General features: G+C 62.7%; 22 protein-coding genes. 5 read left to right on the top strand and 17 right to left on the bottom strand.

Features of this window, described 5'->3' with window-relative positions:
* Positions 1-34: 34 nt before the first annotated feature.
* The 7 genes from LKX83_RS07895 to LKX83_RS07860 all read right to left on the bottom strand — a co-directional run bounded on the left by LKX83_RS07895 (position 35) and on the right by LKX83_RS07860 (position 8,021).
* A complete protein-coding gene (locus LKX83_RS07895; protein WP_370639045.1) occupies positions 35-748 on the bottom strand; it encodes a response regulator transcription factor in 714 nt (237 codons plus the stop codon).
* Between the two features lie 792 nt (positions 749-1,540).
* The gene (locus LKX83_RS07885; protein ID WP_227881622.1) at positions 1,541-1,804 is read right to left on the bottom strand and encodes a YlbG family protein; all 264 of its coding nucleotides are present in this window, start codon (positions 1,802-1,804) and stop codon (positions 1,541-1,543) included.
* A gap of 16 nt (positions 1,805-1,820) precedes the next feature.
* Positions 1,821-2,309, bottom strand: a complete 489-nt coding sequence (locus LKX83_RS07880; protein ID WP_227881694.1) for a YlbF/YmcA family competence regulator — start codon at positions 2,307-2,309, stop codon at positions 1,821-1,823.
* A gap of 94 nt (positions 2,310-2,403) precedes the next feature.
* Positions 2,404-4,437, bottom strand: a complete 2,034-nt coding sequence (locus tag LKX83_RS07875; RefSeq protein ID WP_227881621.1) for a helicase-associated domain-containing protein — start codon at positions 4,435-4,437, stop codon at positions 2,404-2,406.
* The gene (locus LKX83_RS07870; protein ID WP_227881620.1) at positions 4,434-6,140 is read right to left on the bottom strand and encodes a DNA repair helicase XPB; all 1,707 of its coding nucleotides are present in this window, start codon (positions 6,138-6,140) and stop codon (positions 4,434-4,436) included. Before LKX83_RS07870 ends, LKX83_RS07875 begins: the two co-directional genes overlap by 4 nt.
* Positions 6,141-6,340: 200 nt before the next feature.
* A complete protein-coding gene (locus LKX83_RS07865; RefSeq protein ID WP_227881619.1) occupies positions 6,341-6,781 on the bottom strand; it encodes a CBS domain-containing protein in 441 nt (146 codons plus the stop codon).
* Positions 6,782-6,848: 67 nt separating this feature from the next.
* Complete coding sequence (locus LKX83_RS07860) at positions 6,849-8,021, bottom strand: M20 metallopeptidase family protein (RefSeq protein ID WP_227881618.1); 1,173 nt, start codon at positions 8,019-8,021, stop codon at positions 6,849-6,851.
* A 194-nt stretch (positions 8,022-8,215) separates the two neighbouring features.
* Between LKX83_RS07860 and LKX83_RS07855 the strand changes: the two genes are divergently transcribed.
* Both LKX83_RS07855 and ftsW read left to right on the top strand, forming a co-directional pair.
* Positions 8,216-8,560: a YugN family protein gene (locus LKX83_RS07855; protein WP_227881617.1), complete on the top strand. Its 345-nt coding sequence runs from the start codon at positions 8,216-8,218 to the stop codon at positions 8,558-8,560.
* Positions 8,561-8,579: 19 nt separating this feature from the next.
* Positions 8,580-9,767, top strand: a complete 1,188-nt coding sequence (gene ftsW, locus LKX83_RS07850; RefSeq protein WP_227881616.1) for a putative lipid II flippase FtsW — start codon at positions 8,580-8,582, stop codon at positions 9,765-9,767.
* Positions 9,768-9,859: 92 nt separating this feature from the next.
* On the opposite strand, the gene LKX83_RS07845 is transcribed toward ftsW, so the two are convergent.
* Positions 9,860-10,243, bottom strand: coding sequence for an Asp23/Gls24 family envelope stress response protein (locus LKX83_RS07845; protein ID WP_227881615.1), 384 nt, complete (start codon positions 10,241-10,243; stop codon positions 9,860-9,862).
* 181 nt (positions 10,244-10,424) lie between these two features.
* Here LKX83_RS07845 and cax point away from each other — a divergent pair, with 181 nt between their 5' ends.
* A complete protein-coding gene (gene cax, locus LKX83_RS07840; RefSeq protein WP_227881614.1) occupies positions 10,425-11,483 on the top strand; it encodes a calcium/proton exchanger in 1,059 nt (352 codons plus the stop codon).
* Between the two features lie 81 nt (positions 11,484-11,564).
* On the opposite strand, the gene LKX83_RS07835 is transcribed toward cax, so the two are convergent.
* The 6 genes from LKX83_RS07835 to LKX83_RS07810 all read right to left on the bottom strand — a co-directional run bounded on the left by LKX83_RS07835 (position 11,565) and on the right by LKX83_RS07810 (position 17,111).
* Positions 11,565-11,855 (bottom strand): Fpa/YlaN family protein, encoded by a 291-nt coding sequence (locus LKX83_RS07835; RefSeq protein ID WP_227881613.1) that lies wholly within the window; start codon positions 11,853-11,855, stop codon positions 11,565-11,567.
* Positions 11,856-12,033: 178 nt separating this feature from the next.
* Positions 12,034-12,642 carry a DedA family protein gene (locus tag LKX83_RS07830; protein WP_227881612.1) on the bottom strand — a complete coding sequence of 203 codons (609 nt, stop codon included), beginning with the start codon at positions 12,640-12,642 and terminating at the stop codon, positions 12,034-12,036.
* Between the two features lie 141 nt (positions 12,643-12,783).
* A complete protein-coding gene (locus tag LKX83_RS07825; protein WP_227881611.1) occupies positions 12,784-13,023 on the bottom strand; it encodes an HPr family phosphocarrier protein in 240 nt (79 codons plus the stop codon).
* An 83-nt stretch (positions 13,024-13,106) separates the two neighbouring features.
* Entirely contained in the window at positions 13,107-14,222 is a 1,116-nt protein-coding gene (locus LKX83_RS07820) for an aminopeptidase (RefSeq protein ID WP_227881610.1), read from the bottom strand.
* Positions 14,223-14,329: 107 nt separating this feature from the next.
* Entirely contained in the window at positions 14,330-14,989 is a 660-nt protein-coding gene (locus LKX83_RS07815) for a hypothetical protein (protein ID WP_227881609.1), read from the bottom strand.
* Between the two features lie 154 nt (positions 14,990-15,143).
* Entirely contained in the window at positions 15,144-17,111 is a 1,968-nt protein-coding gene (locus LKX83_RS07810; protein ID WP_227881608.1) for a diguanylate cyclase, read from the bottom strand.
* Between the two features lie 365 nt (positions 17,112-17,476).
* Here LKX83_RS07810 and rpsD point away from each other — a divergent pair, with 365 nt between their 5' ends.
* On the top strand, positions 17,477-18,076 hold the full coding sequence (rpsD, locus tag LKX83_RS07805; RefSeq protein WP_227881607.1) for a 30S ribosomal protein S4: 600 nt from the start codon (positions 17,477-17,479) through the stop codon (positions 18,074-18,076).
* Between the two features lie 105 nt (positions 18,077-18,181).
* Here rpsD and LKX83_RS07800 read toward each other — a convergent pair whose 3' ends face one another.
* Positions 18,182-19,657: a flotillin family protein gene (locus LKX83_RS07800; RefSeq protein WP_227881606.1), complete on the bottom strand. Its 1,476-nt coding sequence runs from the start codon at positions 19,655-19,657 to the stop codon at positions 18,182-18,184.
* A 49-nt stretch (positions 19,658-19,706) separates the two neighbouring features.
* Positions 19,707-20,228: an NfeD family membrane protein gene (locus LKX83_RS07795; protein ID WP_227881605.1), complete on the bottom strand. Its 522-nt coding sequence runs from the start codon at positions 20,226-20,228 to the stop codon at positions 19,707-19,709.
* A gap of 235 nt (positions 20,229-20,463) precedes the next feature.
* Between LKX83_RS07795 and LKX83_RS07790 the strand changes: the two genes are divergently transcribed.
* On the top strand, positions 20,464-23,559 hold the full coding sequence (locus LKX83_RS07790; protein ID WP_227881604.1) for a penicillin-binding protein 1A: 3,096 nt from the start codon (positions 20,464-20,466) through the stop codon (positions 23,557-23,559).
* Positions 23,560-23,660: 101 nt separating this feature from the next.
* On the opposite strand, the gene acsA is transcribed toward LKX83_RS07790, so the two are convergent.
* Positions 23,661-25,385, bottom strand: a complete 1,725-nt coding sequence (acsA, locus tag LKX83_RS07785) for an acetate--CoA ligase (RefSeq protein ID WP_227881603.1) — start codon at positions 25,383-25,385, stop codon at positions 23,661-23,663.
* Between the last annotated feature and the right edge of the window lie 123 nt (positions 25,386-25,508).

Raw genomic sequence — 25,508 nt, 5'->3', positions numbered from 1 at the left:
GGCGACGCCGCGCGGCGTGCGCGCGATGCGGCGTTCACTCGAGCATCAGCTTGTAGCCCGCGCCCCAGACCGTCTTGAGATACCGCGGTTGCTTGGGATTCGCTTCGAGCTTGCGCCGCAGATTGGTAATATGGACATCGATCGCTCGATCGTTGACGTAAGAGTCGATCCCCCGTACCGTGTTGATGAGCTCGTCCCGGCTGAATACGCGGCCCGGTGAGCCGAAAAACCGCTTGAGCAGCTCGAACTCGGTGAACGTCGTCTCCACCGGCGCATCTCCGACAAAAATCTGCCGCTTGTACAGGTCCAGACGAAGGGCGCAATCGGGCGCGGGACCTAGGCCCTGCGGCTGCGCCGAACTGGTCCGGGGAGCGGCCGGCTTCGCGCGGCGGACGGCTGCGCCGATCCTCGCTTTCAGCTCCTGCATGCTGAACGGCTTGCACAGGTAATCGTCCGCTCCGGCTTCCAGCGCCTCAATCCGTTCGATCACCTTGGTCTCGGTCGAAATGACGAGTATCGGCACATCCGATTGCCGACGGACGTCGGAGCACCAATCGGTGCCGCGAATGTCCGGCAGAACGAGATCGAGCAGCACCGCGTCGGGCCGAAAGGACACCAGCGCCTCGCGTCCGGCGTACCCGGTCTCGACCCGTCTCACGTCGAAGCCCTCGTCCGTCAAGTACATCGAGATCATCTCTCCGACGACGATCTCATCTTCGATGACGAGAACTTTGGTCAATACGCGCACCTCTAGTCGAGAAGAAATGGTATGAAATTCATATGTTTTACTAACAATTTTCCATCTGTAATTATATCGACTGCCCCAGATACTGTCTATATAGCCCGAAATACCTAGAATAATGTCGAATTCCTGGAAAATTCCGCACAGTTCCTGGCCGAACGATCCAGATCCGAGCGGTGAAAAGTCATGACCACCGGCTTAGCCGGCGGCTTCCATTAGCCCTATAAGGGCAATGCTGCTAGCAAGCGCCTCTAAGGCGAACTGTAGATCTGTCAATCGCGTGTTGCCTCGGGCTAGCCCCTGAAAAGTGGCCTCTTTACACGCCCTTTTTCGCCGACTCGCCCGTAAACGGGTCGAACCGTTCTTTCAACGTGAGTGGATCAGACTTCTTATCTTCTTTAAGCTGATTGCGATTTCACGATTAATCGAATACATTTAGTCATATAGTCCCTGAGGTGCGCATGGTGTGCTAAAAATCGAATACATTCGTCATCTATCGCCCTGGGGGCCTATTAAATTCTAATCATCGAATACATTTCGTCATCTAGCCCCCTGAGGTGCGCATCGTGTGCTAAAAATCGAATACATTCGATCATCTATCGCCCTAGGTGGCCTATTGTATTCTAATCATCGAACACCTTTGAACTTCAGGCGATCATCATGGCGTTCAAAGGATGACTATTCACAGCAATAGCTTCCCTGAACTCCCAGTCAAACTGGGGGTTTTCGTATAAAAGAAAGACGCCGGCGGGCTGCCGGCGTCTGGCGTGCGTCGATCCGGTCCGGTCGCGCCCGGCTCTACAGGCCGTAGAATCGGGTCTTGTCCGGCACATTGCGCTCGTATTCCGTCTTGATCTCGCTCCGGTAGGAACGTTCGACCTTGCGGACGTAGGGCAGCCGCTGCACGTTGCGAACCGTATCCTCGGCTGCATCTGCATCGACGTACAGCACCGCATAATTCATCCTGCGGGACAGGTAATGCAGCGTCCCGTACTTGTCCAAGGCGCGCGCCGCCTTCCAATCGTTGAACCAGACGATGTATCCCGTGCGTTCCGCGAACATGCGCGAACCTCCCCTCTTATCCGCAGCCGCCGCTGCCGCAGGAGCAGCTGCCGCCGCCTCCGCATCCCTTGGCCTTGGGATTCGGATCGTTGTCCGGTACCTTGATCGTATCGGATACCGACCGCGCGATCGTCATGGCCACCTCGTGCAGCAGCTGATCGACCGCGGCTTCGGCCGCCTTGAACCGGCGGACCGGCTCGATCTCGTCCAGCCTCGTCTCAACCGCATAGATGCGGTCGAGCGCTTCGTTGTAATTCGGATGAAAGCGTCCGAACCGTTCGCACTCGGCAAACTGCTCCTTCGCCCGGGCGAACTCGTGGATGAGCTGCTGGGCGCCGTCGTGGCGTTGGACGCGTTCCTTCCAGTATGCGTATTCCGCCGCGAGGGCGGAGTGCTTGATCAAATCTCCCAGCTCGAAGGCGCGGGACGCGAGCGCCGCCAAATCGGCAGTGGCCCCGAAGGCCGCTTCGCCCGGCGCCGACGCTGCAGGGAGGGTTTCCGTCATTCCCGGCAAGTGGGCCACCTCATCTCTCGGCATGCGATCATGCTCCTATCATACCACAGAATCGCATCCGCCGGTCAATGGAATCGGCAGCCGGCTACCGCGCTTCGTCCGGCAGGACGATCATCAGCTCGCCGATGCCGTCGGCCGGCAGCGTCACGCGGACTTCGGCCGGCGGCGGACCGCTTTCTGCGAAGCCGGATTCCCGCACGAGCCCGCTGACCTGCCACCGTTCCCCCGTACCCGTCACCGCCTGCGGGACGAAGGTCATCCAGCCGTCCACCCCCCCGTCCTCCGTCGACGGACGGACGCGGATCGCCGTTCGCCAGCGCACCGCCCGTTCCACCAGCTCCCGGCGGGTGGAGGCGTGGTAGGCCCGCGGCTGCCGCAACCACGCCGCCGGCACCTCGCCAAGTCCCGGGAACAGCTCGCTGAAGCCGGCGGGGGGCGCCGGATCGAGCTCGTAGAACGACAGCACCGGCCGGCGGGACGTCCAGCCGGGGTCGAGGACCGCTTGAGGCGGCTGAGCGAGCCGAGCGGCCGGAATCGCACCGGGTTCGCCCGGGTTCGCTCCGGATTCGGCCAGGTCGGCCGCTGCCTGCGCTTGCGGCCGGTACGGCGGATAGCCGAGCGAAGCGAGACGCTCCTCCAACCTCCCGCGTGCCTCTCCGCGTACGAGATAGTGCCGCTCGCCGATCCGCTCGCCGAGCATGCCGGTCGCTTCGGGATCGGCTGCGATCAAGTCGGCGAGGCCGGGCTCGTCCGTCCGCAGCACGACGGCGTCCAGCACCTCGACGCGGCCCAGCCTGCGGAACCAGTCGTCCATCGCATCGCGTACGGGGGGCGGCAGCGGCGCCCCCGAGCCCGCTTCGAGCAGGGCGGCGACCGTATCCGCGGTATGCCCTCGATGGCTCGCACGCTCGCAGGCGTTCCGCGTCAGCCGGTAAAAGGAGACGACGTCGGCGGACGAAAGGTCTGCAACTTCCGCGATCCGCCAGCGCGCGAGCGGCGGTGTCTCGGGCGGAACGACGATCTCCAGGTCGGGCAGCACCTCGTACCGATCCAGCCCCGCCGGGGGCGGCTCCCGCCGGGCGGCGCGGTCGGGGTCGGGATCGACCGTCCACCGGCACGCCGGCATGCCGTTCAGCACGCCGCGTTCGACCCAGCCGAAGGCGGCTAGCGCGTCCAGCCAGCGCGCGAGCGCCGCCGCGACCGCGGCGTCTGCTCCCGGCGCGGAGCCGGCGGCCAGCGCGTCCTCGCGGTACCACGCGCCGGGCGCCGCCATCGCGAGCGCCGTCGCGGCAAAGTGCAGGGCCGGGTCCTGCCCGGCGTACCGCGAAGCTACCATCTCGGCCAGCTTCGCCTCGTGGGCGGCGGCAGTCCCAACCAGCCAGCGCACGGCCCCTTCCTCGTCGACGAGGATCTCCGAGTTCCCGCGGCGCAACACACCCGCGTACAAGCCAAGATCGAGCGCCAGCGCCGCCTGCAGGGGCGTCGGATCGCCGGCGCCCGGCAAGAGGCCGAGCGCGTCGAGCGCGGACGCCTCAAGCCCCATCGCGGCCGCCACCTTGGCGACCGCCGCCTTGTGCGGCGTCCCTTTGGCCGTGAGAGGCAAGCCGTAGCGGCGGATGGCCGACCAAGCGCGCAGCAACTCCTGGGACAGCGGCAGCCGAAAGCCGTCCGCAGCGGGCGCGATGCCGATGGCGGTCTCCGCATCGACCGGTGCAGCCGCGAGCGGCAGGAGCAGCCGCTGCCAGACCTTCACCATGTCCGAAGGCAAGTAGTAAAGGCGGTCTCCCCACGCCTTGCGGACGGCGAACAGGACGCCGTCTCCGCGCAGCCGCTGGAGCGCCACGCGCGCCTCGGCGCCGGTGCGCCCTCCCTCCTCGGAGGCGGCCTGCAGCAGCTTCTCCTCCTCGAACGGCAGGCCGGCAAACCGCCGGACGATCAGTCGGAGCAGCGCTTGCGGGAGCGGCGCTGCCGATGCCGCCCATTCGGCGGCCCAAGCCGGGTCGCCCAGCACGTCCGACCACGGCCGTCCGCTGCCGAGCCTGGCGGCCAGCAGCGGGCTTTCGCCCAGCCAGGCGCCGAGCCGCTCCGGCATCTTCCCCGCGATTTCCCTCGTGTTCATCCCTTCGCGCCTCCTTCCGCCGCGCCTGCCGGCCACCGGCTTACTTCGTATTCGTAGCCTTGCTCCAGCAGAAACCGCTGGCGTTTGCGGGCAAACTCGACCTCGTCCGTCTCCTCGCTGACAAGCGAGTAAAACGTCGCCCCGGCTCCATCGCGTTTCGGCCGCAGGATGCGGCCGAGCCGCTGGGCCTCCTCCTGCCGCGAGCCGAAGCTGCCGGAGATCTGGATCGCCACCGCGGCGTCCGGCAGATCGACCGCGAAGTTCGCCACTTTGGACAGAGCCAGCACGCCGACCTCGCCCGAATTGAACCGGTCGAACAGCCGCTGCCGGTCCTGCTGCGGCATCTCCCCCGTCACGAGCGGGATGCCGAGTCCTTCGGAAACGTCCCGGAGCTGGCTCAAGTATTGGCCGATGACCAGTGTCGGCTCCCCGTCATGGCGCGCGAGCAGCCGCCGGACGACCTCCGTCTTGGCCGGATTTTCGCCCGCAATCCGGTGCCGGGCACGGGCGGGAGCGGCCGCATAGCGCTCCGCCGACTCGCCTCCAAGCGGCACCCGCACCTCTCGGCAGGCCGCTTCGGCGATCCAGCCTTGCTGCTCGAGGCTTTTCCACGGCGCGTCGTAGCGCTTGGGCCCGACGAGGGCGAACACGTCGCTCGCCAGCCCGTCCTCCCGCACGAGGGTGGCCGTCAGCCCGAGCCGGCGCGTCGCCTGCAGGTCGGCTGTCAACCGGAAGACGGGAGCCGGCAGCAGATGAACCTCGTCGTAGACGATCAACCCCCAGTTGCGGTCCACGAACAGCTGCCAGTGCGGATTGTCCGCCTTTCCCGCCTGACGGTGCGTAAGCACTTGATAGGTCGCGACCGTCACGGGCCGCACCTGCTTCGTATCTCCCGTATACGCCCCGATATCCGCCTCGGTCAGCGTCGTGTTGCGCAGCAGCTCGCGGATCCACTGCGTCACCGAGATGCCGTTCGGGGTCAGAATAAGCGTCTCGCAGCGCAGCCGCGCCATCGCCGCCATGCCGACCCACGTCTTGCCGGCACCGCAGGGCAGGACGACGACCCCGCTTCCTCCGTCCCCTGCCGTGCTGCCCGCGAATGCCTCGACGGCTTCGGCCTGGTAGTCGCGCAGCCGGATCGGCCGCCCCGATCCGGACGTCTCGCACAGGTCCATGCGCAGCGCCTCCCCGCTCCGGTAGCCGGCTTCATCGACGACCGGCCAGCCCCGAGCGGCGAGTTCCCGCTTGAGCCATCCGCGCGCTTCCGGACAAACGCCGATCCAACCGTCGCCCGCTTCGTCCCGCAGCCAGCCCCGGATCTCCTTCATCGCCGCGATTTCCCGCAAATGAGCGGGATCTTGGGCCGTCAAGCGCAGCTCGTCCCCCAGGCGAACGAGCCGCAGCTGCCCGTAGCGGCCCATCACGCGCTGCACTTCGCGCTCGAGCGCGGCCGGAACCCCGTAGCGCGCCGCGGCGCGCAGTCCGGCCAGCACCCGCTCGGGGGTCCAGCCCGAGGCGGCGGCGTTCCACATCGTCACCGGGGTCATCGCATACGTGTGGAGCGACCCGGGACGTTTGCGCAGCTCCGCGACTTCCCGGAGCAGCGCAAGCGCCTCCTCGGCCCGCGGCAGCCGTTCGTCGAGCAGGAGCGTGCCGTCGGATTGAACGATGAGCGGGGCGATGGCCGGGGTGGGCATCGTCATAACGCGTTCCTCCTTTGCAGATGGCCGTTCTTTTTTCCATGATGTCCAAATCCGGGAAGCCTTAAGCGCGGGATCGTCTGCCGGGAGGTGCCGGCGCGGCGCCAGCGGCGGTCGGTGGCACCACGCGCAAAAGGCCCTTTCGGGCCATGCCCGAAAGAGCCTTTGGTTAGGAGGTGCCGACGACAAGTTCGGCCGGGGGTTCAGTGATACGCTTGCGGCGAATCTTGCTCGGAGATACGGCTCAAGGCGTCGCCCGCTTCGTTGACGAAAATCTCGCGAACGGCCAGGTCGCCGATGGAGACGACGCCGAGCAGTTCCCCGCCTTCCACGACCGGAAGCCGGCGGATTTGGTGCTCCGCCATCTTGGACGCGGCTTCGTCGACGGACAAATTCGGCGAGATCGTCTCGACCTCGTCCGTCATGACCTCCGTCACGGACGCGGAGCCCGGATGCTTCTCCGCGTATCCCCGAAGCACGAGATCGCGGTCGGTAATGACGCCGAGCAGCTTGCGGCCGTTTGGCTCGACGACCGGCACGAAGCCGATGTCGTGCTTTTTCATCAGGACGGCGACCTCGTACACGTTGTCCGCCGGGGTGACCGTCTGGCAATCCTTCGTCATGATGTCGGAAACTTTGCGCATGGGTTAAAAATGTCCCCTTCCTTTCGTTATCGTCCCTAGCCTAACCGAAAGGAAGCCCGATCATGCGTCAGTCGTCCGCGGCCGCGTCGTCGGCGATGCCGACGAGAAGTCTTGCGGAGTCGAGCATCGCGCGCTCGTCCAGGTCGAATCGCGGATGGTGGTGCGGCGCCGAGGAGCCATCCGCCGCGCCCGCCCCGACGAAGAAGAAGCAACCCGGGCGCTCGCGCAAATAATAGGAAAAGTCCTCGCCGGCCATGATCGGCGCGCACACCTCCACCGGGCCGCCCCGATGCAGCGCGCCTGCGACCCGCAGCACCCGGTCGGCTTCGCGCGGATCGTTCACGACCGGCGGATAACCTTCGTGATAAGTCAGCTTGTACGTCGCGCCGTGCATCCCGCAGACGTGGCGAGCAACCTCCTCGAGCCGCTCTCGGACCTCCGTTCGGGATTCGGGGGTGAACGTACGCACCGTGCCGCTCAAATAGCACCGCTCGGCGATCACGTTGCGCGCCGTTCCCGCCTGCAGCTGTCCGACCGAGACGACGGCCGACGTCAGCGGATCGACGTTGCGCGAGACGATCGTCTGAAGCGCCACGACGAGGTGGGCGCCGGTCACGAGGGCGTCCGTCGCCTGATGGGGCAAGCCCGCGTGGCCGCCCTTGCCGACGATCTCGATCTCGAATTCGTCCGGCGACGCCATGAACGGCCCCGGCCGGGTCGCGATCCGCCCATACGGGAATGGCGACCACAAATGGATGCCGTAGATCGCGTCCACGCCGTCCAGCGCGCCGTCGCGGATCATGCCGAGCGCGCCGCCGGGAAGCACCTCCTCGCCGGGCTGGAACAGAAAGACGCGCGTGCCCGCCGTCCGTTCCCGATTCCGGCTGTACCCATACGCGACTGCGAGCAGCTGGGCCGTATGGCCATCATGTCCGCAGGCATGCATCACGCCGGGCACCGTCGAGGCGTAGGATACGTCCTTCTCGTCCTGGATCGGCAAGGCGTCGATATCCGCGCGCAGCGCGATCGTCCTTCCCGGCAGCTCGCCCCGCAGGCGGGCGACGACGCCGGTCCCGGCCACGCCCCGCTGCACCTCCAGCCCCCACGTTTCGAGCAAGCCCGCAATCATCTCCGCCGTCGCCGTCTCTTTAAAGGAAAGCTCCGGGTGACGGTGCAGGTGGCGGCGCCACTCCACCATCCGTTCGTAGAGCTCTTTCCATTCGTGTTCGCCTATCGTCATCGGGGGCCACTCCTCTCCATGCCGCTCTCTATTGCCCCTTATTGTACCAGAAACCGACGCCTTCCGTAATGCGCGTCAAAAGTCAAAGAATGTTCGCCCGGCGCCCGGCGGGCGGGGTTGCAGAAGGTCTTTAAACCGTCTATGATGGAGTTTGAACAGAGGCTTGTTTGCATTTTCCAAAGGAGGAACATTTGATGATTCTCGAAAATACGGGTCTGAACGGCATCAAAAGCGATCTTGCGCACCTCGACGAATCCGGCGAGAAGCTTGGCTTCGTGCGCTGGCAATGGGAGTATACCCGCGCTACATACGATTTGAAGCTGGTCGACAACGCCAGCAACAACGAGTACTTCCTGCGGATCAGCACCCGCGCCGTCGAGGGCAAGCTCGAGAATCCGGACGCGATCCTCGCGATCGAATCCGTCTATATCGGTCGTGCGACGTTTCCGCACGGGCTCGAATACGAATCGCCCGTTCCGCAACCGATCTTGAATACGGCTACCCAACGTGTCCAAGAACTGAAGCAGCTGCTCAGCTGAGCTTCAGGGGAATAGAGCGATGAAATCCCCCGAGAACCACCCGCGCGGCGCGCCGGATTTTCTGCTGCTTATCTTGACGCTGCTCCTGGTCGGCTTCGGTCTCGTCATGGTGTTCAGCGCCAGCTCCAGCATGACGGTTGCCACCGATAAGTTCCGGAACGATGCGCTTTATTTCACGAAACGGCAATTCATGTGGGCGGGACTCGGCACGTTTGTCATGCTGATCACCATGAACATCCCTTACGCGAAGTTCAAGAAGTGGTTCCTGCCGCTCATGATGGTCACGGTCGCCCTGCTCGTCCTCGTGCCTTTTACCGCTTCGATCAATGGCGCGCGAAGCTGGCTGCAGCTTTTCGGACTCGGCATCCAGCCGACCGAGCTGGCCAAGCTTGCCGTCATTTTGTATCTCGCCGCGCTGATCTCGAAAAAGCAGGAGAAATTCCGCGAATTCAAGCGGGGGCTCTTTCCCGTCATGGTCGTCGTCGGCGTCGTGGCAGGGCTGATCATCATGCAGCCGGACTTCGGCTCGAGCATCATCCTGCTGCTGACGGCGACCGCGATCGTGGTGGCGGGCGGCTCGAACCTGAAGCACGTCTTTCTCTCCGGAGCCGTCATCGGCGGCATCGCGGCGCTGGCGATGAGCTTGTACTTCCTGACCCATCCCGGCTCCGACGGAGGCTACCGGATGGCGCGATTCACGGCGTTCATGGACCCTTTCGCGGACAAGATGGGCTCGGGCCTCCAGCTGCTGCGGTCGCTCGAGGCGTTCGGACACGGCGGTCTGACCGGCGCCGGGCTCGGGAACAGCGTCCAGAAGCTCTTTTACTTGCCCGAAGCCTACAACGACTTTATCTTCTCGGTCATGGCCGAGGAGCTCGGATTCATCGGGGTGACGGTGTTTCTCATTTTCTACATTCTGTTCCTGTGGCGGGCGCTCATCGTCGCGCTGCGGTGCCCCGATACCTTCGGGACGCTCGTGGGCGTCGGCCTCGTCTCCCTGATCGCCATCCAGGCACTGATCAATATGGGCGGCGTCAGCAACGCCATCCCGATGACCGGCGTGACGCTGCCGTTCATCAGCTACGGAGGCTCGTCCCTCTTTACGCTCATGATCGGCATGGGCATCCTGCTCAGCATTTCCCGGGAGTACAATCGCGTCGGACGCCCGGCCAGGGCTCCCTCGCGTACGTCGGCCTCCCACGGCTGATCCGTTGCCTCCCATCAGCAGCAACGGCGCTCCTCCCGCGGTTTCGACCGCGGAGGGAGCGCCGTTTTTGGCGTTATTTCATGCAGCGGATCTTATTTGACGCGATTGGCCGCGTCCTCGGGCTCGGCCTCATCCTTAAACGCGACGCCTTCCACCTTCACGTTGACCTCGACGACGCGCAGGCCGGTCATGTTCTCAACGGCTTCGCGTACGTTCTCCTGCAGACGCCGGCCCACCTCTTGGATCGGACTGCCGTACTGGACGACGATCCGCAGATCGATGGCCGCTTCCACTTGGCCGACTTCGACGGAGACGCCCCGCTGGGCGTTCTTGCCGCTCAGGCGCTTGGCAAGCCCTTCGGAGATGCCGCCCGACATGGCGGACACGCCCGGCGTCTCCAACGCCGCCAATCCGGCGATGGTAGCGACGACATCATCAGAGATTCGAATCAGGCCTTGATCGATGATTTCCGACATTGGCGGCTCACACTCCCGTTACGATACTGCTTCCATTGTAATGGAAGACGGAAGCCTTTTGCAACCGATCGCCGCCTCCGCATTTGGGTATTGTAGGAATAGGATCCTTTTGGATATAGTAAAGGATGCTAGGCTCGTTCCATCGATTCCCATCGGATGACGTAAAAGAGGTGTATCGAGGTTGAAAAGGCTGTTTTTCCCGCTGTTGATCGTGTTTTTCGCTTTAAGCGCCATCGCGCACTACCTGCATTGGCACGCGGTGGCGCAGTTCGTCCTCTCCGCCGTTGCCGTCGTCTTCGTGGCCGGCTTTCTCGGCAAAGCGACGGAGGCGGTCGCCCACTATGCGGGACAGCGGCTCGGCGGCTTCCTGAACGCCACGTTCGGCAATGCTGCCGAGCTCATCATCGCCATTTTTCTCGTCAAAGAAGGATTGTTCGACATGGTCAAGGCCAGCTTGACCGGCTCCATCATCGGCAATCTGCTGCTCGTCCTGGGCGCCAGCGCCTTGGCGGGAGGACTGAAATTCAAGGAGCAGAAATTCAACATTCACCTGGCCGGACAAAATGCTTCGCTTATGCTGCTCGGCGTGATCGCGCTGTTCATCCCCGCCGTCTTCGTGAAGTCCGAGCATCTCTCCCGCCATGACACGATGACGCTCAGCGTCACGATCGCAGCCGTGCTGATCATCGCCTATGCGGGATGGCTGATCTACTCGATGGTCACCCACAAAAGCCTGCTGGAGGACCATGAGGATACGCAGGCGGACCACGGCGAGACCGCCGTCTGGTCCAAAGGTCAATCGATCCTGTTTCTCGTAGTCGCCACCGTCATGGTCGCCTTCGTGAGCGAATGGCTCGTCGGCACGCTGCATACGTTTACGACCCAGTACGGCATGTCGGAGTTATTCGTCGGCGCCTTTATCGTCGCCATCGTCGGCAACGCGGCGGAGCACAGCGCGGCCGTCATGCTCGCGCTCAAAAACAAAATCGGAGCGGCCGTCGAGATCGCCGTCGGCAGCAGTCTGCAGATCGCCCTGTTTGTCGCGCCGGTGCTCGTCTTCGTAAGCCTGCTGTTCGGCAACCACATGGACATCTTGTTCACAACGGTGGAAATTGCCGCGATCGGCGTTGCCGTCCTTATCGCCACCTCGATCTCCCGGGACGGCGCCACGACATGGTACGAAGGCAAGCTGCTGCTGCTCGTCTATATCGTCTTGGGCGTCGCCTTCTACTTCGTTTGAACCGCCGCGCGTTTCCGCGCGAAAAAAAGCCTTCGCACGCGAGACGCGGCGAAGGCTTTTTCCAATTGTGGCCGTGCGGCACTACTCTTCCTTGCGTGCCAAGGCTTCGTATAGCAACGCGAGATTGCGTTCCAATTCGCTAACCAGCTGCTTGCCCGCTTGCTCATCCACCAGACCGGCCCGCACCGCAAAATCGACCGCCCGAGAGAAGCCGTACATCTGCGTGTCCAGCACTTCTTCATACAGCGGGCATTTGCGGGTCGCCAAATTTTCCATTTGGATGGCGATCAGTTTCTCGATTTTGCCGGCGTCGTCCTGCAGCAGGCGAAGCGCCTTCTGATTCAGGTGCACCGTGACATCCGATGAAGCCATTCCCACTCCCCCTGTACCCTATCATGCCAACCCTAGCTGAGCAGTCCGTCTACTTCTCCCCTCGTATCGAAGGGATGTTGCACCATCTATCCCTTCCATATTAGACGAAAACGAGCGCCAGCACAAGGACAGGTGGGCCGGGAACGCGGACAAATTGCTAGAAAGCCGGCCGGATCGGCTATTCGGACGCGCCTCTTTTCCAAGCGTAGCGGCGCCAGCCCCAGACGACACCTGCGGCGAGCGCGAAGGCGGCTGCGATGAGCAGTCCCCGGCCCGGCGCGATCAGCGTCGTCACCTCGCGCCAATGCTCGCCGAGCGTCTGGCCGAGCAGCAAAAAGCAGCTGGTCCAGGCCAACGCGCCGATACCGGCGTAGAGGACGAACGTGCGGAAAGGATGCTTGCCCATGCCGATGAGCAGCGCGGTCGCATGCCGGAGACCCGGCACGAAATAACCGACGAGCACGAGCATGTGCCCCCACTTGGCGAACCGCTGCTCGTGCTTCGCGAGCTTGCCCGGGGTAAGCCGAAGACGGGCGCCGAACTTGGCCAAAAGCGGCCGGCCGACCGTCCGGCCGATCGCGTAGCTGACGCTCATGCCGACAAGGCTGCCGGAGACGGCCGCCAGCATCGTCCACCCGAGCTTCAGATGCCCGTGGGACATCAGAAAGCCGGCCGCCGTCAGCAGCACCTCGTCCGGCATCGGCAGACCGACAATGCCGAGCGCGATCGCGGAGAACAAGCCCCAGTAGCCATAGTGAAACACAAGTCCGAGCATCGTATCCGTCATGTCAAGGCAACTCCTAGCATCTGGTTGTATAGCGCGAGCGGCGGGTCAAAGGCAAAACACCCCGTCCGAAAGGACGGGGGATGTGGATGCGGACGCCGTATGGGGTAAGGACCGTGAAGCGTCGGAGCCGGCTTCGCGGAATTACTCCACGACGGTGACGTTCAGGTTGTGTTTGGCGAAAATTTCGCCAAGCTCCTTTTTCGCTTCGTCGGCATCGGGACCATGCACGTGCAGCTCATAGGAGTGGCCGCCTACCAAGGTCGTAAACAGCCCCAGGATGCTTTTCACATCGATGTACTTGTTCTCGGCTTGGAGTACGATGGAAGAGCGGAATTTGTTCGCGGCTTGAGATAATTCCACGATAGCTGCATTGTTCGACATGGAAATCCCTCCAAATTATAGGGTTTACGATTTCTTTACCCATCATACCTGTACACAAAGCCACTTGCAAGTAGGAAAACGCTTTATTTCAGCCCATCGGGATTCAAGCCTTCCAGTTCGGGCAGCACGAACAAGCCGTTTTTGCGAATGAGGACGTCGTCGAAATATATTTCGCCGCCGCCGTAATCCGGCCGTTGAATGAGCACCAGATCCCAATGGACCGAAGAGCGGTTGCCGTTGTCGCAATCCTCGTAGGCTTGCCCCGGCGTGAAGTGCAAGCTGCCGGCGATTTTTTCGTCGAACAGGGTGTCCTTCATCGGGTGCAGGATAAACGGGTTGAAGCCGAGGCTGAACTCGCCGATGTAGCGGGCTCCCTCGTCGCTGTCCAGCACCGCGTTGAGGCGATCCGTATCGTTGGCCGTCGCTTCGACGATTTTGCCGTTCTCAAAGGTAAATCGGATGTTTTCGAACGCGAACCCGTTGTAGACGCTGGGCGTATTGTAGGACAGCGTGCCGTTGACGGAGTCGCGCACCGGGCAGGAGTACACTTCTCCGTCCGGGATGTTGCGCTCGCCGGAGCATTTCTTCGCGCCGATGCCTTTGATGGAGAAGCGAAGATCCGTCCCCGGGCCGACGATCCGCACCTTGTCGGTCCGCTCCATGAGCGCCTTCAGCGGGTCCATCGCATTGTCCATCTTGGCGTAGTCCAGGTTGCAGACGTCGAAGTAGAAGTCTTCGAACGCTTCCGTGCTCATGTTGGCGAGCTGCGCCATGGCGTCGTTCGGGTAACGGAGCACGACCCATTTGGTATGCTTGACGCGCTGCTCGAGATGTACCGGATGACGGTGGCCGCGGTCATAGAGCTTCATCTTTTCGGCGGGCACGTCGGCCAGCTCGTTCACGTTGGCGCCGGCACGGATGCCGATATAGCCGTCCATCCGCTTCATGCGCTCGAGGTCGTACGCCGCCCACGTTTCGATCATCTCGGGCGTCGCGTTATGTAACAGGGCCCGGGTGACCGAGCGGTCTTCGATCTCGACGAACGGGCGTCCGCCGCGCTGCGCCACTTCCTCGATCAAGGCGTTCAACAGATCGCGCTCGGAGCCGATCATCTCGATCAGGACGTTGTCGCCCGGCTGAACGTTCACGGAATATCCGGCCAGATTGGCCGCAAGCTTTTGAATTCTGGGATCTCGCATAAATGGTGGTTCCTCCTTCGAAAATCGGTCCGCCGGCCCGCTCCGGAAGGCTTAGACCTCTTGCGGTCGGCATCGCGGCCGGCCCGTTGCGGACTTGACTTACCTGGTCACCGTCTTATTGTATCACTGTCGGGGGTCCTGTGGAAATCGGTGACGGACGTCCGCCGCTCCTCGCGGTCGCGGCCGTCGGATCGGTACCGGACGACCGACTCTTCCCGCATCCGGATCGGAAACCACGTGCGCCGGTCGGCCGTCCACCAGACGACGGTGTCGGCGTGCAGCGTCCGCAGCGCTTCGGCGGGCAGGGTATCGCGCAGCGCCTCTCTCATTCTGCGCTGCGCCGCGCCGGGCGAGAGCACCAGCCTCAGCGAGACTTCGCCGGCCCGCCGTTCAGGCGCGTAGGCGACCGAGACCGCCTCCCGCTCCGCCGCCGACACAAGCTCGAGCGGCCGCTCGAGCCCGCGCTGCGTGCTCGCCTCCGCCCCTGCGCCGCTCAGCGCCGCGAGCCGATGATGGGTCACTTCGCCCCCGTACGGGACGCGGCTTACGAGAACGCCCTGCCCGTCGTAAGCGGCGGCCTCCCCGGTATAGGCGAACCGGTTGTCGCCGGACAAGGCGGAAGCCGACAGGGCGAACGCTTCGGCCGGCGGCTTGTCCGGCGCCCGGCGGGCGCAGCCCGACCCTGCCGCCAGCATTGCTGTGGCGAACAGCGCGATCGCCAGCAAGCGCAGCGCCCCTTTCCACGGTCGACGGCCCGGTCTATCCATGCAGCTCCCCCCCTTTTTTCTCCTATCGTCTCCCGCCGCCTCCGGCTTATGCGCGAGAGACTGCCGCGGCGACAAGAAGGGCGCCCCGTCGGGGCGCCCTTCTCTTTGATCGGTTCGTCTAGCGTTTGGAGGCCACGTGCGCGGCGGCCGACAGTCAGCCAATCGCCACGCAGTTGCGGCCACGGTGCTTCGCTTCGTAGAGCGCCATATCCGCCCGGTAAAACAGCGATTCGACGCTGACCCGGTCGTCGCTGGACGTCCACTCCGACACGCCGCAGGACACGGTGACCTTCGGCGCGGTCTCCGCCTCCACCCGATTGCGGATCCGCTCGGCGACCCGCAGCGTCTGATCCAGGCTGAGCTGCGGCAAATAGATCGCCAGCTCCTCCCCGCCCCAGCGGGCGGCGATATCGGACTCGCGGATCGCGGCCCGGATGATCGTGCTGACCTGCATCAGAATCGCATCTCCGACCTGATGCCCGTAAGTGTCGTTGATTTTCTTGAAGTGGTCGATATCGACGACGATGAGCGAGCCCGACACGTCGCGCTCCTGCTTGCGCTGAATGCGCTCGTTCAGGTAATGGCGGGCGAACAGTCCGGTCAGATTGTCGGTGATGACCATGCGCCTCACTTCGGCGTGAAGCGACGCGTTCGAAACCGCCAGCCCCAGATGCGCCGAAAGCACTTGCAGCAGCTTATAGTTGTCGTACGAGAAGTGGCTGGCCTGTTGATGCGTGACCATCACCGCGCCGATCACTTCGCCGTTCAGCAGCAGCGGAGACGCGAGCAGCGAGCGGGACTGGGTGACCTCCATGAGGTGCGAGCTAATCGGCGTCGCGGAACGATAGTCCGACAGGATGATCGGTTCCTTGGTGCTCAGCATGACGCCGCAAAACCCGTAATCGGTCGCGAACACTTCCTTGTTCAGCGCGGGCAAATTCGACGACATGACGGTGAAATGTCCTTTCATCGGATCGAGCTGAAGGATAAAGCAGTGATCCGCCTTGAACAGGTGCAGCAGCTCCGCGTTGGCGAACTGCATCGTATCGGAGAGGCGCAGGCTGCTGTTCAGGCGTTGAGTCAGCTCGTTGATCAGCCGCAGCTCGCCGATCAGCACGTTCGCCTGCTCGTGGAGCCTTGCCTTCTCGAAGGCGGTGCCGGCGGCGCCCGTCAGCATCTCGACGAACCGGACGTCCACGTCGTCGAAAGCTTCCTCCTCCACGTCAAGCCGCAGCACGCCGTAGACGCCCTGCTTGCCGGCCAGCGGAAACGCCATGATCCGGCGTCCCCCGTCCGTCTCCTCGCGGCGCTCGCCGTCCATGAACGCGCGCCAGCAAAGGTCCATGCCCTGCTGGTGAAAGGCGAGCGGTTTGACATTCTCATTCGTGCTGCTGTAGTCCTGGGACAGGTACAGGTCCGGCCGGCAGAGCGGAAAGAGCCGCTCCAGGCTGTCGAACGCTTCGGCGAGGACGTGCTCGACGTCGATATGGTCGTGAAGCCGGCTCATCACGTCGAAGAGCAGGTTGCGGCGGCGCTCTTCGCGGCCCGTCAACCGGTTGGAGCGAATCAGGTCTCCGACGAACAGGCGCTCGAAACGGCGGTAAAGGCTGCTGCGATAATGCAGCGCGGCCGCCTGCAGCAGCTTCAGCTCGCCGCCCAGCGGCGTGTCCGCAGGGAGCAGGCAGGCCAGCGCGGCGATGACGAATCCGGTCGTGCGGGAAAAAATAGGAACGGCGTACGAATCGTACGCGCGCATGGATGGCGAATCGTGCTCGACTCCCCGGAGATGCGCGGGGCGGCAAGAGGAAAATGCGAGGCTGGCGGCCGTTCCCCCCAGGAGCTCCGTGCTCCAGTCCGCCGGTGCGGGAGCATCGGCGTCGCCCGCCGAAGCGGCAACGCGGGTATGATCAGGGTGGAGCAGGACGATGCGGCGCTCGGAGAGCCATGGAAATCCCTCGGCCTCCTCCAGCCAGTCCGCGAATCCGTCCGCCAGCAGCTTGTGCAGATAAGGCAGATCGGCCTCGGTCAGGTCCTGTTGGCGCACCCATTCCGGCCATTCGTCCAAGGCGCCGGAGGCGGGATGATGTCGAACCGAGTCTCGTTTAACGCTTGGTTGAACCATCTCTGATCCCTCCTAGCCTTCCTTCTGCTTTAACTATACAATGAATACGTGATTTTTGCACTAGTCTGAAAGGTAAATACAGGGACTTACGCCTCATTTCTTCTCCAGCATGCAACGTCTTCCCCGCGTACGGTGTCGCGGCCGGATGACGCTTGACAATCCAGCACAATTCCTTATAATGTTTATAGTTGAACATTGGGCTCATTGTTTGTGTCACCCTCACGATCGGTTCCCTTGGCGGGCAGCGGCTGAACTTCTTGCCAAGAGGGGACGAGCGGCATTGCCGCGCGCCCTTTCGGAATGCGCTCGGCGCAACGACAACCCATTTTCAAAACATTCCCTTTTGAAAAAGGAGTCACACATTCATGTCGAGATATACCGGACCCAAGTTTAAATTGAGCCGCCGCCTGGGCATCTCCCTGAGCGGCACCGGCAAAGAACTGAAGCGCGCGTTCCCTCCGGGACAACACGGCGCGAACCAACGCCGCAAGATCAGCGGCTACGGCCTGCAGCTGATGGAGAAGCAAAAGCTTCGCCACATGTACGGCCTGAACGAAAAGCAATTCCGCAACCTGTTCGACCGCGCTTCCAAGCTGAAAGGTAAAGCCGGCGAAAACTTCATGTTCCTGCTCGAGAGCCGTCTGGACAACCTCGTCTTCCGTCTGGGCTGGGCCAACTCCCGCGCGGGCTCCCGTCAGCTGGTCTCCCACGGCCACGTGACGGTCAACGGCAAGAAGGTCGACATCGCTTCGTACACCGTTCAAGTCGGCGACGTGATCGGCCTGCGCGAGCGCAGCCGCAGCATGAAGTCCATCAAGGAAGCTTCCGAAGGCCGTCATCACCTGGCCGGTTACCTGGACTACAACGCAGCAGCCATGGAAGGCAAGTACGTTCGCCTGCCTAGCCGCGAAGAGCTGTCCCAAGACATCGAAGAACAACAAATCGTCGAATTCTACAGCCGTTAATCGGCGCCTTTATGGCAAAACCCCCGCGATCGTTCGGATCGCGGGGGTTTTTTCGTGTTCCCGAGAAGGGGCGTTGTCGTCCTCCTCGTTCGCGAGTGCCGCAGATCACTCCGGCTTTCTCGCTCCGCCCTTCTTGGTCAGGTTCTGCACGAGCTGTCCGAAGTCGATGCCGGACACGCTCTTCAGCATCTCCGGCGCCGTCGCCATGAGCGACGTGACGTAGTTGCTCACGCGGGCCGCCCCTTCGCCGTTGCCCGTGTCGACGACGGTCAGCTTGTCGATCGACGAGATCGGCTGCGCGACCTTGCCGGCGAGCTCCGGCAGCATCTTGACGATAATATCGAGCACCGCGGCTTCGCCGAACTTCTCGAACGCTTGCGCGAGCTTCTCCTTCGCCTCGGCCTCGGCAAGGCCCCGCAAACGGATGACCTCCGCTTCGGCCGTCCCTTTGGCGCGTTCCGCGTCGGCGGCCGCCAAGCCGTCGAGCCGCTTTTGCTCGGCGTTCGCCTGCGCTTCGGCTTCGATGCGGTACTTGAGGGCGTCCGCTTCGTTCATGCGCCGCGACTTGTCGGCTTCAGCCGCCTGCACGACGGCATAGCGGTCGGCGTCCGCCTTTTTCTTCACTTCGGCGTCATACTGCTTTTCGCGCCGCAGGATCTCTTTCGCCTCGAGGTCGATCTCCCGCTCCTTGCGGACGAGCTCGACCTTCATCTGCTCCTCGACGACGCTCTGCTTGGAGCGGGCTTCCTGAACCGCATACGCCTGATCGGCTTCTGCCTTGGCGAGATCCGATTCCTTTTTGAAGGAGGCGACCTTTAGTTCTTTGTCCTTTGTCGCTTCGGCTACGTTCGTATCCCGCAGAAGCTCGGCCCGCTGGCCTTGCTCCTCCGCGGCAGCCTTCTGGATCCGGGCGTCCCGGACCGCCTCCGCTTCCGCGATGTCGGCGTCGCGTTTGACCGCCGCGATCCTCGGCTTACCCAGCGCCTCCAAGTATCCGTGCTTGTCGCGCACGTCCTTGATCGTAAAGGAGACGATCTGCAGACCCATCTTCTTCAAGTCGCGGGCCGCCTGTCCCTGCACTTCCTGCGCGAACTTCTCGCGGTTGCGGTACACTTCCTCGACAGTCATCGTCCCGAGGATCGCCCGCAGGTGACCTTCGAGCACTTCCTGGGCTTCAGCCCGCAGCGCGTCGGTCGGCTTGCCCATGAACTGCTCCGCTGCCGTCGCCACGTCTTCGACGGAGCCGCCGATCTTGATAATCGCGACCGCGTCGGTCAGCACCGGCACGCCCTGCTCGGTATACACCTCCGGCGTGCTTACGTCCAGCTTGTGCGAGAGCAGCGATAGGAACTGGGACTGCTGGAAGATCGGAAGAATAAAGGCGCCGCCGCCGCGCACGATCTTGATGCGGCGTCCGGATTCGTCGACGGAGACGTTTTTGCTGCCTAAAAAGGAACCGGTGACGATCATCGCTTCGTCCGGGGCTACGGTCTTGTAGCGGGCCCAGAAAGCCAGGCCCAGGACGAGCAGGACGGCGACGACAATGACGGGTATGTACAGGTAATCGGGAAAATCGGACATCGGCATATCTCCTTTTCTCTCTAGTATGGGGTTTCAATCTTGATAAAGCTCAGTCCAGGCGCGACACGTATACGACCTCGCCCCGCACCCGGACGATCACGACCTCCGTGCCCGACGGCACGTCCTCTTTGTCGAAACTCTCTGCGATCTGGTTCGTATGGCCCGCTCCGATCTTGACCAACACTTCGCCGAAGCCGGTTGCCGGAATCGACGTCAGCACCTCGGCCCGCTTGCCTTCCAGATCGTGCATCGAGAATCCTACGGAATTCTCGCTGGCCTTCATCGGTCGCACGTAGACGAAATACATCGCCGCTCCGATCGCCGCCGCCAACGCCGCGGACGCGATGTAGACGCCGGCCGCCGCCATCGGGGAGTATCGGTGCAGGAGCAGTCCCGCGCCGCCGAAGACGGTAATTCCTCCCGCCAAGACGACCGGCTGGATCAGATGATGGCCGTCGATCGTCAGCCAGTCGAACCAGCTGCTGACGCCGTCCAGCAAGTCCCCGAACACGAGCGTCACGATCGCCATCAGCGTCCCGAAGGCCAGACAGCACCAGAATATCGCTTCCATCGGCCTCCTCCTTTCGATTCAGCTTGGAAATGAGGTCTTGTGAATAAATACGACGTAAACGGCAGAATGTTTCTGTTATTTGTAAAAGTTTGTCCACATTTCAGGAGAATCATGGAAGCCATGTGCGATACTTGGGGTGGGCGCTCCCCTCCCTCGGTCCCGGTTCCCGGGAGGAAGTCAAACCGTGGGGGAATGTGGTATAATAGGTCTGTTTGTTTTTTGAAGGAGGATACCGATGAACGAAACGAAGCAGCCCCCTTCCCCGCCGTACAAAAAAGGCTCCGCCTGGGGCATGGCGGGTCGTTTGACCCTCTATACGATCCTGTGGCTGATCCTGTTCGGCGTGCTGGCCGGATTGGCTGCGGGCGGCGCGGTCGGAGGCTATATTGCGGCGCTGGTCAAAGAAGACCCCGTGCGCTCGCGCGCACTCATCGAAGAAAAAATCAACGAAAACAACGCGACGGGCTTCGTCTTCTTCCGGGACGACACGCTTATCGGCCAGCTGCGCACCGAAGAAGACCGCCAGCCGGTTTCCTACAACGAAATTCCGCAGATCATTCTGGACGCGGTCATCGCGATCGAGGACCGGAATTTCGAGACCCACGTGGGCGTCGACACGAACGGCCTGTTCCGGGCGGTGAAGCAGCAGCTGCTGAACGAGGACGTCCAGACGGGCGGCAGCACGATCACTCAGCAGCTCGCCCGCCGCGTCTTTCTGAACCTCGACCAGACGCAAAGCCGCAAAGCGAAGGAAATCTTCCTCGCGCTCCGGCTGGAACGCTTCCTGGGCAAAGAAGAGATCATCACGGCCTATCTCAACAAGATTCCCTACGGCAACGGCTCGTCCGGCTATCAGCTGTACGGAATCAAGGCGGCCGCCAAGGGCATCTTCGGCATCGACGATCTGAAGAAGGTGAATCTCGCCCAGTCGGCCTATCTGGCCGGGCTGCCGCAGCTGCCTTCCGCCTACTCGGCGTTTAACGGCAAAGGCGACTTCAACGAGAAAAACTTCAAGCGCGCGCTGACCCGCCAAAAGCTCGTGCTGCAAAAGATGCTGGAGACGGGCAAGATCACCCAAACGCAATACGAGGACGCGCTGAAGTTCGACATTTACAAGTCGCTGGCGAAACCGACCGAGAAAGCGTACAACACTTATCCCTATCTGATGCTCGAAGCCGAACGCCAAGCGGCGCAACTGCTCGTCCTGAAGCAAAATCCGAACCTTAAGCTCGAGGATCTCAACAAGAAAGAGAACGCTTCGCTCGTCGAGGACGCCCGCGAACAGCTGCTTCGCGGCGGCTACCGGGTGAATACGACGATTGACAAGCAAGTCTACGACTTGATGCACAAGGTTGCGGAGGATCCGAAAAACTTCGCGCCGGACAACGCCGTCAAAGGCGTGGAGCAAACCGCCGCGGTCATGCTCGACCACAAGACGGGCGCAATCCTCGGCATGATCGAGGGCCGCGACTTCCACATCGAGCAGATGAACTTCGCGACGCAGATGCAGCGCCAGCCCGGCTCCGCGATGAAGCCGATCGCGGCCTATCTGCCCGCCATCGACAAAGGCTTGATCAGCCCGGCGAGCGTGCTCGACGATTCGCCCGTTATCTTGAAGAGCAGCGGTTCGTCGATGCACATCCCGAAAAACTCCAACAACCGGTATACGGGGTTGGTCACCGCGCGGTACGCGCTGAATCAATCGCTCAACATCCCGGCCATCCGAGTGTTCCTGGACAAAGTCACGATCAAGGAAGCGTGGTCGTTCGCCCGCAAGCTGGGCATCACCACGCTCGTACCCGAAGATGACGGAGCCCAAACGGGCGTCATCGGCGGTTTGAGGTACGGCGTTACCGTCGAGGAGCTGACGAACGCGTACGGCGCCATCGCCAACAAAGGCGTGTTCAACGACGCGTATCTGATCGAGTCGATCACCGACGTGAACGGGAACGTCGTTTACCAGCACAAGCCGAACCCGCAGCGGGTCGTCACCGAGCAGTCCGCCTACCTCATGACGGATATGCTCCGCACGGTCGTCACCGACGGCACCGGCAAAACGATCAAGTCGTGGTTCAAAAATTACGGCAAAATCCCGGTCGTCGGCAAAACGGGGACAACCCAAAACTACGGCGACGTTTGGTTCCAAGGATACACGCCGGACATCACGCTCGGCGTCTGGGCGGGCTACGAGAAGCAAGCGCACACGCTGTCGACCGACGGCCACGCCCGCGCCCGCGAAATTTGGTCGAAGGTCATGAACGCGGTCACCGACGCGCGGCCGGACCTGTTCCCGACCAAGTCGTTCGACAAGCCCGACGGCATCGTCAGCATGACCGTTTCCAGCGTCAGCGGCAAGCTGCCGACGGATCTGACAAGACAGGCGGGCAAGCTCGTCACCGACATTTTCAACAAGAAATTTTTGCCGACCGAAGAAGACGACGCGCTCGTCAAGATGAAGTACATCTCTTACAACGGCGTCAACTACGTGCCGCATCCGGAAACCCCGGAGGATATGCTGCGCGAAGCGGTCATGATCAAGCGGGAACAGCCGATCGATACGCTCGTCGAGCAGCTCCAAGCGGCGCTCGGCAAAGTCGCGGCCAACAGCCGCAAGTCGCTCAGCTACTATTTGCCGAAGGACGCCCAGGATAGCGCCCCCTCCAAGGTCGATCCGCGCGTTGACGACGGCGCCGCGCCTTCCCCGCCGGGCAACGTGCTCGCCGAAGCGCTCGATGGCGGCAAGGTCAAGATCAGCTTCTCTGCGAGCGGACAATCGGACGTCGCGGGCTACCGCCTCTATCGGTCGCTGAACGGCGCTCCTTACCAAAAGGTCGACGGCACCGTCCTGACCGGCGAAGAATCGCGGTTCATCAACTACATCACGCCCGGCAGCGTCGTCAGCTATTACGTGACCGCGGTGGACATCGGCGGCCATGAATCCGGACGCAGCGCCACGGCGGGCGTTGGCGGCGACGGCAGCTATAATCCCGTCGACCCGAACTTGCCTTCGGACGGCAGCACCGCAAATCCGCCTGGGTCGGAGCAGGGTCAGGGCGCCGCGCCATCCGTCCCGAGCGGACTGACGGCGCAGCGGAGCGCCTTCGGCGCCGTGCTCACCTGGACGGCCAACCCGGCGAGCGAGAACGTCACCCGTTACGAGGTGTGGTACAGCGCGACGGAGAAAGGCAGCTACAAGCGCCTCGACTCCGTCGTCGACGCCCGCTACGAGTCGTTCGAGCCCGATCCGTCCGGGTGGTACCGCATCCGGGCCGTCAACGACAGCGGAAGATCCGACGCTTCGGCCTCGGTCGAAGTCAAGTCGGGCAACTGATCGTCGGCAAGCGCCGCATCCGCATTCTCCAGCAAGTCGGCAAACACCAAAAGAGGCCTGCATTCCCCTTCGGGAGTGCAGGCCTCTTGTATTTTAGACGCTTAGTCCTCGATCGTCGACAAGTCGCCGGTCGGCAGATTCAGCTCCCATGCCTTGAGCACGCGGCGCATGATCTTGCCGCTGCGCGTCTTCGGCAGTTTGTCCTTGAACTCGATCTCGCGCGGCGCGGCATGCGCGGACAAGCCGATCTTTACGAACTTGGCGATATCCGCCTTGAGCTCCTCGGACGGCTCGTAGCCTTCGCGCAGCGAGATGAACGCTTTGATGATCTCCCCGCGCAGCGGGTCGGGCTTGCCGATGACGCCGGCTTCGGCGACAGCCGGATGCTCAACGAGCTTGCTTTCGACCTCGAACGGGCCAACGCGCTCTCCCGACGTATTAATGACGTCGTCGATCCGCCCCTGGAACCAGAAATAGCCGTCCTCGTCGCGGTAAGCCGAGTCGCCGGAAACGTACCAGCCCGGAATGCGGAAGTACTCCTCGTACTTGGCCGGGTTGTTCCAGATTTTGCGCATCATGGACGGCCACGGCGTGCGAATCGCCAAGTTACCCATCCGCAGCGGCGGCAGCTCGTTGCCCTGATCGTCGATGATCGCGGCCTGCACACCCGGGATCGGGCGACCCATGGAGCCGGGCTTGATCTCCATGCGCGGATAGTTGCAGATCAGCTGTCCGCCGGTTTCGGTCATCCACCACGTGTCGTGGATCCGCTGGCCGTACACTTTGTAGCCCCAGCGGACGACTTCGGGGTTCAGCGGCTCGCCCACGCTCAGCACATGGCGGAGGTTCGACAAGTCGTACGGCTTGACGGCCTCGTCGCCGGCGCCCATGAGCATCCGGAACGCCGTCGGCGCGCTGTACCAGACCGTGACCTTGTAGCGTTGGAGCGTCTCGTACCAGTCTTGCGGGCTAAAGCGGCCGCCGCGGATGACGTTGGTTACGCCGTTCAGCCAGGGGGCGAAGATGCCGTAGGATGTTCCCGTCACCCAGCCCGGGTCGGCGGTACACCAGTACACGTCGCCTTCACGCAGGTCGAGGACGATCCGTCCGGTATAATAATGCTGGATCATGGCATTTTGCACGTGGTAGACGCCTTTGGGCTTGCCTGTGGAGCCGGAAGTGTAATGAAGGATGAGACCGTCTTCCCGGCCGAGCCATTCGATCTCGGCTTGCTCGGAAGCGGAGGACATCGCTTGACTGAAGTCGACGATGCCTTCTCCGGCCTCGACGCCTTCGCCGAAGACGATCACGTGCTTCAGGTCCGGCAGCTCCGACCGTGCGATGCGCGGCAGCAGGGCCGGCGTCGTGACGATCGCGACCGCGCCGCTATCCTGCAGCCGGTCCCGCACCGCCGTCTCCATGAACGCCTCGAACAGCGGGCCGACGACGGCGCCGACTTTCAGTGCGCCGAGCAGGCTGAAGTACAGCTCTGGCGTACGCGGCATGAAGATGAACACACGGTCGCCCTTCGCGATGCCGAGATCCCGGAGCACGTTGGCGAATTTGTTGGATTGTCTGGCGAGGTCCGCGTAGGTGTAGCTCTCGTCGCGGGCGGCGTCGCTGTAATGCAGTGCGATCCGGTCTCCCTTGCCGTTCTCCACATGTCGGTCGATGGCTTCGTACGCCATGTTAACCTTCCCGGTCTGCGACCAGGAGAAATGCGCTTCGATATCTTCCCATCGGAAATGCTGCACTGCTTCCTCGTACGATTCGAGGTTTGCCTTTTCGGCCGTGACGGCCAATTTTTCTTCGTGCGCTGAGGTCATTTCCATCACCTTCCCGTTTGAATACATCCTTGCGAAGCGCGAATGCGCTTACAACCGGGGCTCGCGCGGCCCGCCTTAGCCATTATATCACAGCTCCGCCAGGCTCGGCACGGACTCGGCAGG

Origin of the sequence: Cohnella baijiui (assembly GCF_020731285.1) — a bacterium.
In the GTDB taxonomy this organism is placed as follows: Bacteria; Bacillota; Bacilli; order Paenibacillales; family Paenibacillaceae; genus Cohnella.
This window is presented reverse-complemented; position numbering and strand designations above follow the sequence as displayed.